The 17,518-nt window shown below is 71.9% G+C and carries 2 protein-coding genes; both read right to left on the bottom strand.

Annotation, left to right across the window (positions count from 1 at the left end):
• Nucleotides 1-2: 2 nt before the first annotated feature.
• Complete coding sequence (locus JOM49_RS09730; protein WP_209663997.1) at nucleotides 3-4,394, bottom strand: non-ribosomal peptide synthetase; 4,392 nt, start codon at nucleotides 4,392-4,394, stop codon at nucleotides 3-5.
• On the bottom strand, nucleotides 4,391-17,518 hold the full coding sequence (locus tag JOM49_RS09725; RefSeq protein ID WP_209663996.1) for an SDR family NAD(P)-dependent oxidoreductase: 13,128 nt from the start codon (nucleotides 17,516-17,518) through the stop codon (nucleotides 4,391-4,393). The genes JOM49_RS09730 and JOM49_RS09725 overlap by 4 nt, the downstream gene beginning before the upstream one ends.

The raw sequence follows: 17,518 nt of genomic DNA, 5'->3' as shown, positions 1-17,518 counted from the left end.
GGTCAACGTCCCGCCTCTTCGAGTACCACGTGCACATTGCTGCCGCCCATGCCGAACGAGCTGACCCCGGCGCGCCGGGGCAGTGGCGTGCCGTCCTCGCCGAACCGGGGCGTCCACGGCGTGGTCGCGCGCTGGAGTTCGAACGGGGAACCGGAAAGCTCGATCATCGGGTTCGGCTCGGTGAGGTCGACCAGACCCGGCAGGGTCCGGTGCCGCATCGCGAGCAGCACCTTGACCACCCCGGCCACCCCCGCCGACGCCTCCAGGTGCCCGATGTTCGACTTGACCGAACCGAGCGCGATCCGCGCCGCCGACGCGGGCAGCCCCCACTCGTCGAGCAGGGTGCCGAACGCTTCCTTCAACCCGTTGATTTCGATCGGGTCGCCGAGCTGGGTGCCGGTGCCGTGGGTTTCGATGAACCCGATGGACGCGGGCGAAACCCCGGCCGCCCGGTGTGCGGCGGCGACCACTTCGCCCTGCGCCCGCGGGCTCGGCACGGTCAGCGAATGCGTGCGGCCGCCGTGGTTCTCCGCGGACCCGATGAGCACGCCGTGCACCGGATCGCCGTCGGCGCGGGCGCGGTCGAGCAGCTTCAGCATGAGCAGCACGACACCCTCACCACGGCCGTAGCCGTCGGCCCGGCTGTCGAAGGTCTTGCAGCGGCCGTCGGGGCTGAGCATGCCCGCGCGCCGGAGGCCGCTGAAGCCGTACGGCGAGAGCAGCAGGTTCGCGCCCCCGGCCAGCGCGGCTTCGCAGTCGCCGAGCTGCAAAGCCCGGGCTGCGCGGTGGATCGCCACCATCGAGCTGGAGCAGGCGGTGTCGTAGGTGGCGCTCTGGCCGTGGAAGTCGAACAGGTAGGAGATCCGGTTGGACGCGATGGAGGCCACGTTGCCGACGAGGAAGTGGTCGTCGGTCTCGCGTTCGTGGCCGAGCAGGCTGAAGTAGTCGGCTCCGCTGAGGCCGACGAAGACGCCGGTCTTCGAGCCGGTCAGCGCGGCGGGCGGGTACCCGGCGTCCTGGATCGCCTCGCGGGCGGCGTGCAGCAGCAACCGGTGTTGCGGGTCCATCTGGGCCGCTTCACGTGGGGAAATCCGGAACAGCGAAGCGTCGAAGCCTTCGACGTCACGCAGGTAGGAACCCCGGTAGTCGTGCGCGGAACCGCCGTGCCGGGCGAAGAGCGAGCGGGAGAAACCGCGCTCCAGCGGGTACGGGCGGACGAAGTCGCGGCCTGCCGCGAGCTGCGCCCAGAACTCGTCGAGGGTGTCCGAATCCGGCAGGCGCCCGCCGATGCCGACGATCGCCACGGGCGGGTAGCCGCTGACGTCCTTCGCGGGTTCCACCGGGATGGTGGTGACCGTCGCGGGGCGCTGTTTGCCCAGGTGGGCGGCCAGTTCGGCGATGCTGGGGTGACCGTAGAAGGTGGTCGGCGGCACGACGAGGTCGTACTGCCGCCGCAGCCCCACGCTGAGCTGGGTGAAGCGGATCGAGTCGAAGCCGTAGTCGCCGAGCGGGCGGTCCACCGCGATGTCGGCGACCGGAACCCCGGCGATCTCGGCCACCAGGGCACGCAGGCCGTCACCGAAGTCCCGCGTCTGTCCGGTGTAGACGGTCACGAGTTCGTCGATGGGCAGCTGCTGCAACGGTTTCAGGTCGATCTTGGCGTTCGGGGTCTGCGGGAACCGGTCCAGCCGCACCAGCCGCGACGGGATCATGTACTCCGGTAACCACTGCGCGACCCGTTGGCGCAACTCGGTTTCCCACTGCTCGCCGCTGGTGCGGGAGGTGACGAAACCGACGAGTCCCTGGTGCCCGGCGAAGTCCTCGCGCAGCAGCACGCGTGCCTCGTCGATCAAGCCGGTCTTGCGCAGCGCGGCCTCGATCTCGCCGAGTTCGACCCGGTAACCACGCACCTTGACCTGCCGGTCGACCCGGCCGAGCAGCTCCAGTTCGCCGTCCGGCCGGAAACGCCCGGCGTCACCGGTGCGGAACAGCCTGCCGTGACCGGCGAAGGTGTCCGGTACGAACTTCTCGGCGGTCAGCTCGGGTCGATCGTGGTAGCCGCGGGCGACGCCGAGTCCGCCGATGTACAGCTCACCACGTTCTCCGGTGGGCACCGGGTGTCCCCGCTCGTCGAGCAGGTGGAAGGTGGTGTTCGCGATCGGCCTGCCGACGGTGATCGGCTCGCCTTCGCGCACCCGCCGGACCGAGGACCAGATCGTGGTTTCGGTGGGGCCGTACAGGTTCCACACCTCGTCGCCGCGGCTGAGCAGCTGGGCGGCGAGTTCCGGGGTGAGCGCTTCGCCGCCGCACAGGATCCTGCCGCGGATCGGCCGGGTCCAGCCCGCCGCGAGCAGCATCTGCCAGGTGGCCGGGGTGGCCTGCACGAGGGTCGGGTTCGTGGTTTCGAGCAGTTCGGCCAGCGCGACACCGTCCCGGGCGACCTCGGTGGGCACGATCCGCACCCGGGCGCCGACGGTCAGCGGGAGCAGCAGTTCCAGCCCGGCGATGTCGAAGCCGACCGTGGTGACCGCGAGCAGCTCGTCATCGGGACCGCAGCCGGGTTCGGCCGCCATCGAGGTGAGGAAGTTGACCAGTGCCTCATGCCCGATCTCGACACCCTTGGGCTTGCCGGTCGAGCCGGACGTGTAGAGGACGTACGCGAGTTCGCCGGTTTCCCCCGGTGCGGCCGGACGCTTCCAGTCCACTTCGGACATCTCGGTCGCGGTGAGCACGGTCGCGGCACCGGCGTCGGCGACGATGAAGTCCAGCCGATCCGCCGGGAAACCCGGGTCGAGCGGCACGTACGCGCACCCCGCGCGCAGCACGCCGAGCAACGCGACCACCAGGTCCGCGTCCCGGTCGAGGCGCACGCCGATGAGCGAGCCCGGGGCGTGGCGTTCACACAGGTGGGCGGCCAGTGCTTCGACTCGGGTCGCGAGTTCGGCGTAGGTCAGCGTGGTCCGCGCGTCGGTGATCGCGGGGGCGTCCGGGGTGCGGGCGGCCTGCGCCAGCACCAGGTCCACGGCGGTGACGGGGCGGGACTCGCGGGCGGGATCGACGGCACCGAGGGAGTCGCGGTACTGCTGGGCGAGGCGTCGCGCGGTGGCCGGCTCGAACAGCTCGGGGTCGTACTTGAAGTGGATGAGCGCGCCTTCGTCCCGCACGACCACCTCGACGACCAGGTCCGATTCGCCCTCCTGGGTCATCGGCAGGGCGCTGGTGAACAACGTCTGCCCGGCCGCCATGTCCAGGTCCTTGCCGACACCCTGCTGCAGGTAGAAGCCGATGGTGAAGGCGGTCTCGGGCGCGCCGGCGCGGCGCAGCTCGTCGACGACCACCGCGAACGGCAGCGCGCTGTGGTCCTCCGCGGTGAGGAACCGGTCCTGCACCTGGGCGAACAGCTCGCCGTGGGTCAGCTCCGGGCCGCAGGTGGCGTGCAGCACCACCGGGTTGATCAGGTAGCCGACCGTGCGGTCGAACCGGTGTTCGGGACGGCCGTCGGTGGGCACGAGCACGCAGATGTCGCGCTCACCGCTGTGCTCGTGCAGCAACGCGGCGAACAGCCCGAACACCACGCTGAACGGGGTCAGGCCGAGGCGCGCGGCGGTCTCCTTGACGCGGTTCCAGTCGGCGGCGGGGACATCGAGCTGGATGCTGCGGCCGGTGTAGGCGGATTCGCCGGTACGCCGGTGGTCGGCGAGCCGCTCGATGACGGGGGTGCTGGAAAGTCCGGCGAGCGCTTGAAGCCAGTGCGCGCGGTGCCGTTCGCCCTCCGGCCCGGCGAGCAGCTTTTCCTGCCACGCGACGAATTCCGCGTACGGCGTGCCCGGCTCGCCGAGGTCCGCGCCGTCGTAGCCCGCGACGATGTCACGCAGGAGCAGGTGGCTGGACACGCCATCGGTGATCAGGTGGTGGAAGACGAGCAGCAGCAACGGCCCGTCGGCGGTTTCGGCGAAGTAGACCCGGTAGAGCGGGTCGTGCTCCAGGTCGAACGGCTGGTCCACGAGTTCACGCACGCGGGTGATCAGGTCGCCCTCACGCAGATCGATGCGGGAGACCGTGAGCTCGCGGTCGGCAATGGTCTGGACCAAGCGGCCCTGGTGCAGGCCGACGTTGATCCGCAGCGCCGGGTGCCGCCGGACGAGCGCGGCCAGCGAGCGCTCCAGCCGGTCGAGGTCCACGTCCGGCCGCAGCCGCAGGGCCAGCGGCAGGTTGTACGAGGTGGTGCCGGGGGCGTTCTGGTGGATGGCCCACAGCGCGGCCTGCCCGCGGCTGAGCGGGTACTGCCGCACGGGTTCCGGGTCGAGCAGCCCGCGCACCAGCGGCGCGGCCTGCTCCTCGGTCAGCTCGCCCGCCGCGACGGCTTCGAGGACGTCCCTCAGAGCCACGGTCATCGTGGAGTTCCCCCTCGCAGTTTCCGCAGGGCGTCGTCGACACCCAGGTCGCCGGAGCGCAGGCCGCGCAACAACTCCGCCAGCGGTTGGCCGTTCTCGGGCTCGGTTTCCGCTGCTTCGGGTTCCACCGGTTCGCCGAAGGTGTCGACGAGCTTCGCGGTGAGCCGGCGGATCGACTGGCCGGTGGCGAAGAAGCGGGCCGGGATGTCCCAGCCGAACTCCGCGCCGAGCACGCGGCTCAACCGGCGCAGGCCGAGCGAGTCCACGCCGAGTTCGGCGAGGTTGCGGTCCGGGCGCAGCTTGTTCGGGGCCACGCCGAGGTGCCCGGCGAGCAGCTCGGTCACGCGCTGCTCGAGCTTTTTGCCTTCCGGCTTTTCCCGCTGCTGCGGTACTTCTTCCTTTTGCTCGGCTTGTTCGGCTTGCTCGGCTTGCTCGAAGCCTGGTCCGGGGGTGATCCAGTAGCTTTCGCGGGCGAAGGGGTAGGTGGGCAGCGGGATGCGCCGCGGCGCCTGGTCGCCCCAGCGCAGGGACCAGTCCACCGCGATGCCGCGTGTCCAGAGCCGGGCGAGCTTGTCCAGCTTGCGCTCGGCGAGCACCGCACGGAGGTACTGGCGGCCTTCTTCCCCTTCGAGCATGAGGCCGTCGGCACCGGCCTCGCCTGCCACTACACCGTCCACATCGGACTCGCCGCTCAGCCAGGCGGTGAGCTTCTTGGTGAGGTCCGCCAGGTCCTCGGCGACGATGGCGAGCCGCTGGTCGAACTCCTCACGACCGGTCTGCAAGGTGTAGGCGAGCGCGGCGAAATCGGGCTCGGCGTTCTCCAGCCAGTTCGCGAACTTCTGCGCGTAAGCCCGAAGCCGGTCGTCGTCCTTGGCGGAGAGCACGAAGATGTCGGGACCGGCCTGCGGCTCGGCCTCGGCGGTCACGTGCTCCTCGACCACCAGGTGCGCGTTGACCCCGCCGAGGCCGAACGAACTGACCCCGGCACGCCGTGGCGCACCTTCCGGCCGCTGCCACGGCTCGGCCTCGCGGAGGATGCGGAACGGGCTGCCGTCGACGCGGATGTACGGGTTGACCTGGTCGATGTGCAGGTTCTTGGGCAGCGTGCCGTGCCGCATCGCGAGCAGCACCTTGAGCAGGCCCGCGACACCGGCGCCCGCTTCGAGGTGCCCCATGTTGCTCTTGAGCGCGCCGAGCGCGCAGTGCCCGGCGGGGCCGTCGTCGATCCCGGCCTCGGCGTAGAGCGTGCGGAACGCCGACTTGAGGCCGTCGATCTCGACCGGGTCGCCGAGCGAGGTGCCGGTGCCGTGGGTCTCGATGAAGGTGATCGTGCGAGGGTCGACCCCAGCGGCGCGGTGCGCCTTCGCGACCACCGCGGCCTGCGCGTCCGGGTTGGGCGCGGTGAGCGAGTTGGTGCGGCCGCCGTGGTTGACCGCGCTGCCGCGGATGACGCCGTGGATCACGTCGCCGTCGGCGAGCGCGCGGTCGAGCGCCTTGAGCAGCACCACGCCGACGCCCTCGGCGCGGGCGATGCCGTCGGCCCCGGCGTCGAAGGTCTTGCAGCGGCCGTCGGGGCTGAGGAGGTCGGCCTGGCTCATGTCGACGAACAGCGTCGGCGAGGCGATCACGTTCACGCCGCCCGCGAAGGCCAGCTCGCACTCGCCGCGGCGAATGGCCTCGACGCCGCGGTGGATGGCCACCAGCGAGGAGGAGCAGGCGGTGTCGATGGTCTCGCTGGGGCCGTGGAGGTCGAGCAGGTAGGACACGCGGTTGGACATGATCGAATGCGCGCGGCCGACCGTGTTGTACCCGTCGAGCGCGACCCCGAAGGCGTGCTGGACCTCGAAGTAGTCGTAGGTGCCGTTGCCGAGGTAGACCGCCGTGTCGGTGCCCGCCAGCGAGGACGGGCGGATGCCGGCATCCTCCAGGCAACTCCACACCGCTTCGAGGAACAGGCGGTGCTGGGGGTCCATGGCCTCGGCCTCGCGGGGCGAGATGCCGAAGAAGAGCGGATCGAACAGATCCGCGCGGCGGAGAAACCCACCCCACTTGGCGCGGGTCTTGAACTCGCCGGGCGCCGGGTCCCCGTAGATGCGACGCCAGTCCCAGCGATCAGCCGGGATCTCGGTCACCAGATCACGGCCGGCGGCGAGGTGGGCCCAGAACTCGTCAAGATCATCGGACTGGGGCAGCATCCCCGCCATCCCCACCACAGCCACCGGGATGCTTTCGCGGGCAAACGCAGGTTGGGCCGCGTCCTGCCTGGTCAACGCCTCCCCGCCCGGCTGGATGCTTCTGCGGGCTAAAGCAGGTTCGGGTCCGTTTCGCCTGGTCAGCGACTCGTGGGAGATCGCCTCCGAGGGCCGCAGGCTTTCGCGGGCAAACGCAGGATCGGGCACCGTCGCGCCGTTCGCGCCTGTCATGCGACCGCGACCGCGAGCGGATTCGGGGGCCGCCGCCACCCCGTTCGGGCCTGCCTCGGGGGCCGACATGCTTTTGCGGGCAAAAGCAGGATCCGGCGCGTTTTCGCTGGTCAGCGGCTCGGGGCGGGCTGCCTCCGGGGTCGGCAGGCTTTTGCGGGCTAAAGCAGGATCGGGGGTGTTCGAGCTGGTCAGGGACTCGGGGTGGGCTTCGGCCAGTTTTTCGGCCAGGTCCGCGGTGGTGGAGATGCCGTAGAAGAAGGCGGGCGTCAGGTCCAGGCCGAACGCCTCGTTGCACAGGTGGCTCAGCTGCGTGTAGGCGATCGAGTCGAAGCCGAAGCGGCTCAGTTCGGCGGTCTCGTCGAGTTCACCGGCACCGGCCTTCGACACCTGGCGCACCAAGCCGAGCAGGTCCGCCAGCAGGCGACCCTCCTCGACCGCGGGCGCGCCCAGCGTGCGGAGGAATTCCGGCGTGCCGTCGACCACGGCCACCTGCACCTCCGGGCGGCCCAGCGCGGCGACCATGGCCGCCACCCCGCGCTCCACCGCGATCGGCCGCACCCCGGCCTCGTCCAGCCGGTCCCGGTACCGCGCCGCCAGGCCGCGTTCGCCCCAGGCACCCCAGTCGATGACCTTCACCGGGAACGGCCGGTCGGCGGCGAGGTAGTGCGCGTAGGCGTCCTGGAACGCGCAGGCCGCGGCGTACCCGCTCTGCCCCGGGTTGCCGAGGAACGACTGCACCGAGGAGAAGAACAGCAGGAAGTCGAGCGGTTCCTTGCCGAACGCGTCGACCAGGGCCGCGCTCGTCCTCGTCTTGGACTCCAGCCCCTCGCGGAACCAGCCCTCGTCGACCGCGTGCAGCGCCCGGTCCCGCAGCACGTTGGCCGCGTGGATCACGCCGTGCACCTGGCCGAACTCCTCCGCCACCCACCGCAGCCGGGCGGAGTCGGCGGCGTCCGCGCGGAAGTAGCGGACGTGCTGCTCCTCGGGGTCGAAGGCGGCGATGCGCGCGCGGACCTCGTCGGTCAGTTCACTGCGGCCGACCAGCGCCACCCGAGCGCGGTGTCGCCGGACGAGGAACTCGGCGACATCGAGGCCGATCTCGCCCGCCCCGCCGACGATCACGTAGCCGCCGCCATCGCGCAGCGGCGATTCGACGGGCACGGCTGAGGCCGGTTCGAGCACCTGCCGGTACGGCGTGCCGTCCCGGAACGCCAGCTCAGCGCCACCTCCGACGGCGAGCACCGCCCTCGCGGCCGCGGCCGGGTCCCGCGCCAGGTCGGCCCAGCCGACATCGACGGTGGCCACCCGCCACGCCGCGTTCTCGCGCCGGAGCGACTTCGCGAAGCCCCAGAGCTGCGCGCCGTGCGGATTGTCCGACGGACGTCCGCCGACCGGCCACGCGTCGCTGCTGACCACGGTCAACGCCAGGTCACGGGCCACGGTCGGCCGGGCGAACAGGTGCTGCACGATCCGGAAGAGGCTGAGCACACCGGTCTCGGCGGCCTCGTCGACCGACGCCAGCTGGTCGCCGACGAGCCGGTCGTCCGGCCGGGCGACGCCGCCGAGGAAGAACACCGCGGCCGGGTCGGGCAGCGACGGGAGCGCGGCGTCAGGCCGGACCCGCACCACGGGCCGGGGCGCGAGCGCCGACTCGAGCGCGTCGGCCAACGGATCGGCGTCAACCGCCGCGACCACCCACGCCAAACCCTGTCCAGCTTCTGCGGGCAAAAGCCGATCGGGCACCCAAACCGGCAGGTGAAGGAGGTCGTCGACCTGGACGGGGGCGGGTGCGGCGGGCACCTGAGCGGGGGGTGCGGCGGTGAACCAGCAGCGCCGCCGCGCGAAGGGATAGGTGGGCAGCGGGATCAGCCTGCCGGTGCCCAGACCGCGCCAGTCGACGTCCAGTCCGGTGGTCCACAGCCGCGCGAGCTTGCCGAGATCACCCTCGGCGCGGATCGCGCGCAGGAACTCGGCACCGGCGTCGCCGCTGAACAGCGAGCCGTAGGTGTCGGCGTGCTCGCCGGCCACCCCGGTGAAGACGGCGTCGCCGGGCACCTGCTCGCGGAACCGCCGCAGACCGTCGAGCAGTTCGGCGCGTGAACCGGCGACCACAGCCAGCCGGTGAGGCATGGCGTCCCGGCCGACCTGCAGCGTGTAGGCGATATCGGGCAGCGAGCTGTCCGGCTCGGCCTCGACGAACGCCTCCAGGTGCGCGGCGTAGTCCCGCAGCGCCTCGGGCGTCTTCGCCGAGAGCACGACCACAACCGGCACCCCGGCCAGCGGCGACGGCTGTAGCTGGGCTGCTTCTTCCAGCACAACGTGCGCGTTGACGCCGCCGTAGCCGAACGAGCTGACCCCGGCCCGGCGCGGCAGTTCCCGGCCATCGGCGCCGGTCATCGGCTGCCACGGCGTGGTCTTGGTGAGCAGGCGGAACGGGCTGCCGTCGAGCTGCAGGTACGGGTTCCGCTGCTTGAGGTGCAGCGACCGCGGCAGCGTGCGGTGCTCCATCGCGAGCAGCACCTTGAGCACCCCGGCGATGCCCGCCGCCGATTCGAGGTGGCCGATCGAACTCTTCAGCGCGCCGAGCGCGCAGTAGGCGCCATCCGGCGCCCTGCCGCTCAGCTCGGCGAACGCCGTCTTCAGGCCGCTGACCTCGACCGGGTCGCCCAGCTCGGTGCCGGTGCCGTGGGTCTCGATGTAGCCGACGGTCGCCGGGTCGATCCGCGCCCTGGTGTAGGCCTTGACCAGCATCGCGGCCTGGCTCGCCGGGTTCGGCGCGGTCAGCGACCGGGCCCGGCCGCCGTGGTTGACCGCGCTGCCCCGGAGCCAGGCGAGCACGCGGTGGCCACCGGCTTCGGCGCGTTCGCGCGTGGTGAGCACGACCGCGCCGGTCCCCTCGCCGCGGACGAACCCGTTCGCCGAGGCGTCGAAGGTCTTGCAGCGGCCGTCCGGGCTGAGCATGCCGGTGCGGCTGAGCAGCACGTAGTTGCGCGGGGACAGGATCAGGTTGACCCCGCCGGCGACGGCGAGGTCGCAGTCACCGCGGCGGATCGCCTCGGCGGCGCGGTGCAGCGCGACCAGCGACGAGGAGCAGCCGGTGTTCACCGGTTCGCTCGGGCCGCGGAGGTCGAGCAGGTAGGAGATGCGGTTGACCAGGATCGAGTGCGCGTTGGCGGTGGCGGAGAAGGCGTCGGCGAGCAGGCCCGCGTCCTGCTGGAGTTCCTGGTAGTCGTTCGAGCCGACGCCGACGAACAACCCGGTGTCGGACCCGGCGAGGCTGCCGGGCGCGATGCCCGCGCGCTCCAGCCCGGCCCAGACGGTCTGGAGGAAGAGGCGCTGCTGGGGGTCCATGCCCTCGGCCTCGGCCGGGGAGATGCCGAAGAACAGCGGGTCGAAGTACTCGACGCCGTCGATGAACCCGCCCCAGCGGCCGTTGACCGGGCCGGGGGCACCGGCTCGGGCGTAGGCGGTGCGCCAGTCCCAGCGGGTGGCGGGGACCTCGGTGATCAGGTCGTCGCCGTCGAGGAGGTGCTGCCAGAACTCCGCGAGGTCGGCACTGCCGGGCAGGAGACCCGCCATCCCGATGACCGCGATCGGCTCGTCGCCGCCCTCGGGGCCCGACATGCTTTTCCCCGCAAAAGCATCCGGAGTGCTCTGACCTGCGGAAATGCTTTTGCCCGCAGAAGCTTCGGAGGTGGGGTTGGGGCTGGTGGGAGGGGGTGTGGCGGGGGTGGGGGTGGGTGGGTAGTGGTGCGCCAGGGTCGTGGGGTGGTCGGCGGCCAGTTTGGTGATCAGGGCGCGCAGGGTGGCGGTTTCGTAGAAGATCGCGGGGCTCAGGTCGAAGCCGAACCGGTCGTTCAGCCGGGTGGCCAGGAGGCTGTAGCTGATCGAGTCGAAGCCGACGTCGCCGAGGTCCTGGGTCAGGTCCAGGTCGGCGACGGCGATGCCGCTGACCTCCGAAGTGAGCGCCAGGATGTCCCGTTCGAACGGGCCCAGTGAGGCGACCGACGAGCGCGCCGGGGCGGCCACCGTCGTGAGGGGGGTGCCGTCGCTGCGGGCGGAGATGACGTGCTGGAAGTTCTGCGCCGAAGCGGCGGGCCACCCCGCGGCCTCCAGGTAGCCGAGTTCGCCGAGCAGGCGGGTCCAGCCGTCCAGGTCGAGCAGGGGTGAGCCGGGCAGGCGCAGGGCGGTGTCGTCGTGGGACCACCAGCCTTCGAACAGGCCGTAGGTCACCGTCGCCTGGACGGTCACCGTGGTCAGTTCGTTCAGCACGATCCGCCCGCCCGGGCGCAGCGCCGCCTTCAGGTTGCCGAGGGTGCGCCGCAGGTCCCTGGTCGCGTGGATCACGTTCGCGCCGATCACCAGGTCGAACTCCCCCGGCGGGAAGCCCTGCGCGGCCAGTTCGCGGTCCGCGTCGAGGCGCTTGAACCGCAGGAACGGGAACTTCGTGCCGTACTCCCGCTTCCCGTGCTCGAGGAAGGTGACCGACAGGTCGGTGTAGAAGTACTCGACCCGCTCACCGTGCGGCGCGAGCGCGGCGGCGAGCCCGGCGGACGTGCCGCCGGTGCCCGAACCCACCTCCAGGATCCGCACCTTCTCCCCGGCCGCCAGCTCGGGCAGCCGCGCGACCACGTGGGCGACCACGGTGTCGTTGAGCGCGTCGTTGTAGACGTCGCTGATCGGGTTGCCCTTGTAGACGCCCTCCATCAGCGAGGTGCCGGACCGCGGGAACAGCAGGTCGGTGGCGAGCAGGTCGCCGCGCAGCAGTTCCGGGTACCGCGAAAGGCACAGCGCCAGCAGTCGCACGAACACCGCGAACTCCGGGTGCTGCCCGGCGAGCCGGTCCAGGCTGCCTTCGTGGCCACCGCGACGGGCGGCGGCCAGCGCACCGGGCTCCGGGGTCAGCCCGTCCGCGCCACGCACCACGAAACCGCCGTCGGCCACCAGGTCCAGCACCTTGTCGCCGAGCCGCCGGTACTTCTCGGTCACGCCGATGCGCCGCAGCACCTCGGCCGCCGGGGCCGGGCCGGGCGTCCACCCGCCCAGCTCGTCGACGATCCGCAGCAGCCAACTGCCCGCCACCGCGGCCATTTCCCGGTCCAGCGCGTGGAAATCCGGAATGGCGGACGCACGCGTCACGGGTTCCTCCTGGGAGACGGCCTCGGCGGGCACGCCGAGCCTGCGCAGCAATCGGTCCGCACCGGGGACCGCGACCACCTGGACGTGCTCGCCGCGCAGCGCGCGCAGCACGGTGCGCCAGCCGCTGTCCGGCGTGATCGAGTCGAACCCGGCCCTGGTCAGCTGGTCGCGGTACGGCCCGTCGGCCATCGAGCCCGCGGTTCCCCAGAAACCCCAGTCGATCGACCGCACGACACACGGCAGCCGGGCGTCCAGCGCGTGCGCGAAGGAGTCCTGGAAGGTCGACCCGGCGGCGTACGCGGCCAAGCCGGGATCACCGAGGAACGACTGCGCGGACGAGAAGAACACCACGAAGTCCAGCGGCTCCCCGGCGAACACCTCGGCCAGGTTCACGCTGATCCGCGACTTCGCCGCCAGCCCCGCCCGGACCACGTCCTCGTCGAGGTTGCGCACGAGGTGATCGCTGGGCACCAGCGCGGCGTGCACGACGCCGTGCACGCGCCCGAGCCGCTGGTGCACCTCGGCGAGCGCGCCTCGCAGGCTCGTCTCGTCGGTGGCGTCGGCGCGCACGTAAGTGACGCCCGCTTCGGCGAAGCCGGGCCGCTCGCTGCGCCCCAGCACGGCGACCCGCGCCCGCTCGCGGACGAGTTTGCGGGCGACCTCCAGCCCGATCCCACCGGCACCGCCGATGATCACGTAGACCCCGCCCGGCCGGATTTCCGCGCCACCGCCCGAACCGGGCTCGATTTCCCGCAGTTCCGGCAGGTACCGGACGCCGTGGGCATAACGCGCCCGGACGCCCCGCGCGGCCGGTTCTCCGGCGACCACCGCCGCCGGGATCGGGCCCTCGAAGTCGAGTACCGCGGCCGACCAGCCGGTGTGCTCGTGCTCCAGCACCCGTGCCGCACCGGCGAGCCCGGCGGCGTAGGCGCCCTGCCCGGACCAGATCCCGCTGGTGACGATCTTCCAGTCGAGCCGGTCGAGCGCGGCGAACCGCCGTGCCCACCGCAGGAGCGAGAGCACGCCGGCGTCCTCGGCCCCGGCCAGGTCGGTGTGCGCGGCCAGGCCGCCGAGGAAGTACACCGTGCGCGGCCGCATCGGGAAGTCCACTTCGGACAGATCGGCGAGCACGGCCTGCCCCGGCTCGTGCACCGCGGCGAGTTGTTCGGCCAGGGAACGGGTCGACGCGTCGTGCAGCACCAGCACCGATCCGGCGTCGGCTACGACGGGCTCGATCGGCGCGGGCTGCCAGTGCACGGTGTGCAGCACTTCCGGGGCCTGGGTTTCCACCCAGCACCGCACCTCGCTGAACGGGTAAAGCGGCAGGTCCACCTTGTGTCGCGGACCGATGTGCAGCCCGCGCCAGTCCGGCGAAGCACCCCGTACCCAAGCGGCGGCCAGTTCGTCCAGGGACCCGCCTGCCGGGGCTTCCTCGCGCCCGGCCGTGCCGCGATGGACTGCTTCGCCCGTCGAGACGAACCGGCTCAGCGCCTCCCCGAGTTCCGGAATCGACTCGACGACAAACGCGACCCGCTCCTCCAGCGCGTCCCGCCCGACCTGCGTGCTGTAGGCGAGATCCGCGAGCGAAGGACCCGTGTACTTCGTCCCGATCAGACTGTCCACAGTGGAACTAAGGTCCAGCCGCACGGAGATTCCGAGCCGCTCGGCGAGGTGCTGCTCGAAGCGCAGCAGGTCGGCGGCCTCCAGCGCCCAGTCCGCCAGCCTGCTCGACGGGTCCAGCTCGGCCGCCCGGAAGCCGAACAGCTCCGCGGCCACCGCCAGCACCTCGGCCGTGCGGTCTTCGCCGGTGCCGAGGAAGTCCAGGTACCGCTGGGCGAGCCGCCGCAGGTTGGCGTCCTTCTTCGCCGACAACAGGACCACCTGCGGACCGGTCGCCGTGGAAGGAACCAGCTCCGGGGCGGGGAACTCTTCGAGCACCACGTGCCCGTTCGCCCCACCCGCACCGAACGCGCTGACGCCCGCGCGCCGCACATCGCCGGACCACGGCTCGGCCGCGCGCTGCACGCGGAACGGCAGCCCGTCCCAGTCGATCGCCGGGTTCGGCGGGTCGGCGTGCAGCGAGGGCACCAGCGTCCGGTGCCGGAACTGCAGCAGCACCTTGGTCAGCCCGGCGATGCCCGCCGCCGGTTCCAGGTGCCCGAGGTTGGACTTGATCGAACCGATCGGCAGCTCGGCCCCACCCGAGCCGAACACCTTGGCCAGCGCGGACAGCTCGATCGGGTCACCCAGCGAGGTGCCGGTGCCGTGCGCCTCCAGGTAGCCGATCGAGTCCGGCGCCACCCCGGCGCGCTGCAGCGCTTCGGCGATCAGGCGTTCCTGCGCGACCGGGTTCGGCACGGTGTACCCGGAGGCCCGGCCGCCGTGGTTGACCGCGCTGCCCTTGATTACCGCGTGCACGCGGTCGCCGTCGGCCAGCGCCCGGTCCAGCGGCTTCAGCAGGACCGCGCCGACGCCCTCGCCGGGCACGTACCCGTCGCCATCGGCGCCGAAGCTGCGGCAGCGGCCGTCGCTGGAGACGAACCCGGCCTGGCTGAGGTAGAGGTACTTGTACGGGTGGGTGGCAACGTTGACACCACCGGCGAAGGCGACCTCGCAGTCACCGGCACGCAGGCTCTGGCAGGCCAGGTGGATCGCGGTCAGCGAGGACGAGCACATGGTGTCCAGGCCGAGGCTGGGTCCGTGGAAGTCGAAGAAGTAGGAAACCCGGTTCGCCACCGAGGAGGAGAACGAGGTCGGCAGCAGTGCCGCTTCGGGCACGTCGAGGCCGAGCAGCTGGTACTGGTTGAACATCACGCCGACGAACACCCCGGCGCGCGAACCGGCCAGCCCGGTCCTGGTCAGCCCGGCGTCCTCCATGGTGTGCCAGACGGTCTGCAGGAACAGCCGCTCCTGCGGGTCCATCGTGGCCGCCTCGCGGGGCGTGATCTGGAAGAACGCCGGGTCGAAGTCGGCGACGCCGTCGAGGAACCCGCCCCAGCGGCTGTACGAGCGGCCGGGTGTGCGCCGCTCGGGGTGGTAGAAGCCGTCCTGCGACCAGCGCTCGGCCGGGATCTCGGTGACGCTGTCCGTGCCGGCCAGCAGGTTCTGCCACAGCTCGTCGAGGTCCCGCGCGCCGGGGTAGCGCCCGGCCACGCCGATGATCGCGATGTCTTCGGTGCCCTGGACCACCCGCGCGGTGGTCGACCGGAGGCCGAGCGCACCGGTGGCGCGCTCGCGATCTCCGTGCAGCACAACGACTTCACGGCCGCGCGAGCCGAGTGCCGCGGTGAACGCCTCGATCCCCGCTTGCCGGGTCAGCGGCTCCTGGCCCTGTCGCCGGAAATGCGCTTCGGCGGCTTCACCGGCGGCCATGCCACCGTCGCGCCAGAACGGCCAGCTCAGCGCGACCGCCTGGCCCTGGTCGCGCGCGTAGGCGTTGAGGAAGCCGTTCGCCACGGCGTAATCGGCCTGGCCGACGTTGCCCACCACGCCGGTGATCGACGAGAAGAGGGCGAAGAAGTCCAGGTCCTCGTGCCGCAGCGCTTCGGCGAGGTTGCGGGTGCCGTCCAGCTTCGGCGCCAGCACCGCGTGCAGCTCGTCCACGGTTTTGTTGACCAGCAAGGAATCCCGCAGCACTCCGGCCGCGTGGACCACACCGTCGAGCCGGCCGAACCGCGCCTTGGTCTCGCGGACCACCCGCTCGACGTCGGCGGGCACGGTCACGTCCCCGCGCAGGAAGTGGCTGCCCGGCACGTCGGCGTCCGTGCGGCCGAACAGGACCACCTGCCCGCCCGCGGCGCTCAGGTGCTCGGCGAACAGCCTGCCCAGCGCACCGGAGCCACCGCTGATCAGGTACACCCCATCGGCCCGGATCGGCACCGGATTCGCGGTGTGCTCGCGGTAGCGGCGCACCCAGCGGCGGTTGCCGTCGCGGCGGACCCAGGTCTCGTCGGCGGCCGATTCGCTGGTCACCACGGCCGCGGTGAGCGGCCCCGCCGACTCCACCACCTTCGCCCGGATACCCGGCTGTTCCGCGTGGATCGTCGCGGCCAGGCCCGGCAGCGCCCCGGCGACCAGCTCACCGGAGAAGTGCACGAGCGTCACCGGCGTGGTCACCGCCTGGACGAGCGCGAGCAGCTCGGCAGCCGTTTCGCTGAGCGCGCGCACCGGATCGGCGGGCTCGATGGGTCCGAAGTGGACGATGGTGTCCGGGCGGTGCTCGGCGAGCACCGCCCGGAAGTCGGCGTCCGGCGTGACGTGGACCGTGCCACCGGGCAGCCCGGCGGGCACCTCGGCCCCGATCGCCAGCAGCTTGCCGCCGGACCGGGCCGGACCGGCCGCCACGGACTCCCACTCGCCGGTCAGCAGCGTGGTTTCCGCGGGCACCTCCGGTTCGACCGGCTTCGGCGCACGCGAGGTGGCCTTGTCCGCGAGGTAGTCGGCCACCGCGTCGACCGTGCTGTACTCGAACAGCAGCGTCGGGTACAGCTCCAGGTCCCAGCGCTGCTCGAAGGTGCGCACCAGGCCGAGCAGCTGCGTGGAGTCCAGGCCGAGTTCGTAGAAGCCGCGGTCGTTCTCGACGGTCAGGCCTTCGTCGCCGAGCGCCTGCCGGACCGCGTCCGCCAGCTCCTCGCGCAGGTCCGTGCCCACGGCCGGGGCCACAGTCACCGGGGCGGCGGCCACCACCGGCTCCACTGTGTCCAGCTCGGTCAGCCGGGTGAACAGTTCCCGCGACCGCACCCGCTTGAACATCAGCTTTTCGAAGCGCGCCAGTGCGTTCCCGTCACGATCGCCCAGCGTGATGTCGGCGAAGACCACGTCCGCGCCGGGCCGCACCTGGTGCGGGCGCAGGTCGACCCGGCAGGCGTCGCCGAGCGGCGCGCCGGCCCGGAACGAGGTGATGTGCATCGGGATGAGCGGGCGGTCGCCCGAGCCGGTGGTGTCGAAGGCCAGCGCGTAGACCTGCATGGTGGCGGCGTCCAGCATCGCCGGGTGCAGGACGAAGTCCGCGGCACTCGCGGCCGCCTCGGCGCCGAGGGCCAGTTCCGAGAGCAGGCCGTCGCCGATGCGGTGGATGCGCCCGCCGCACTTCATGAACTCGCGGTGCTCGATGCCGACCGCGCGCCCGATCTCGTAGACGTGCTCGCCGTCGAGGTCACCCGAGGTGTGGACGGGCTCCGGCAGCGGCGGCAGGTCGAACGGCTCGGCGTCGAGCCGCAGTTCGGCTTCGAGGTGGCGGGTCCAGCCGCCGAGCACGCGGTCGCCGTCGAGCTTCCGGCTGCTCGCGACCACCCGCCCGGCCAGGAACTCGATGTCGATCTCGCGGTCGAACTCCTCGGTCGTGACCACCGGCTCGACGAAGAGCACGTTGCGCAGTTCGACCCGGCTGAGGTCGAACCCGCGCTCGGTCAGCGCGCGGCAGACGAGGTCGAGGAACGTGACCCCCGGCAGGGTGCGCACGCCGTGGACGCGGTGGTCGTCGACGATCGGGTTGTCCGCGCGCAGCACGAGGCGGCAGCGGATTTCCTGGTGCCCGTACAAGATCGCTCTCCCTGGCTCCAA

This window comes from Amycolatopsis magusensis, from assembly GCF_017875555.1.
In the GTDB taxonomy this organism is placed as follows: domain Bacteria; phylum Actinomycetota; class Actinomycetes; order Mycobacteriales; family Pseudonocardiaceae; genus Amycolatopsis; species Amycolatopsis magusensis.
The sequence above is the reverse complement of the archived record's forward strand: the minus strand, read 5'-3'. Positions and strand labels throughout refer to the sequence as shown.

Bases quoted from the DNA above. Each gene is read 5' to 3' on its own strand.
- JOM49_RS09730 (WP_209663997.1), bottom strand. From the start codon at position 4,394: ATGACCGTGGCTCTGAGGGACGTCCTCGAAGCCGTCGCGGCGGGCGAG.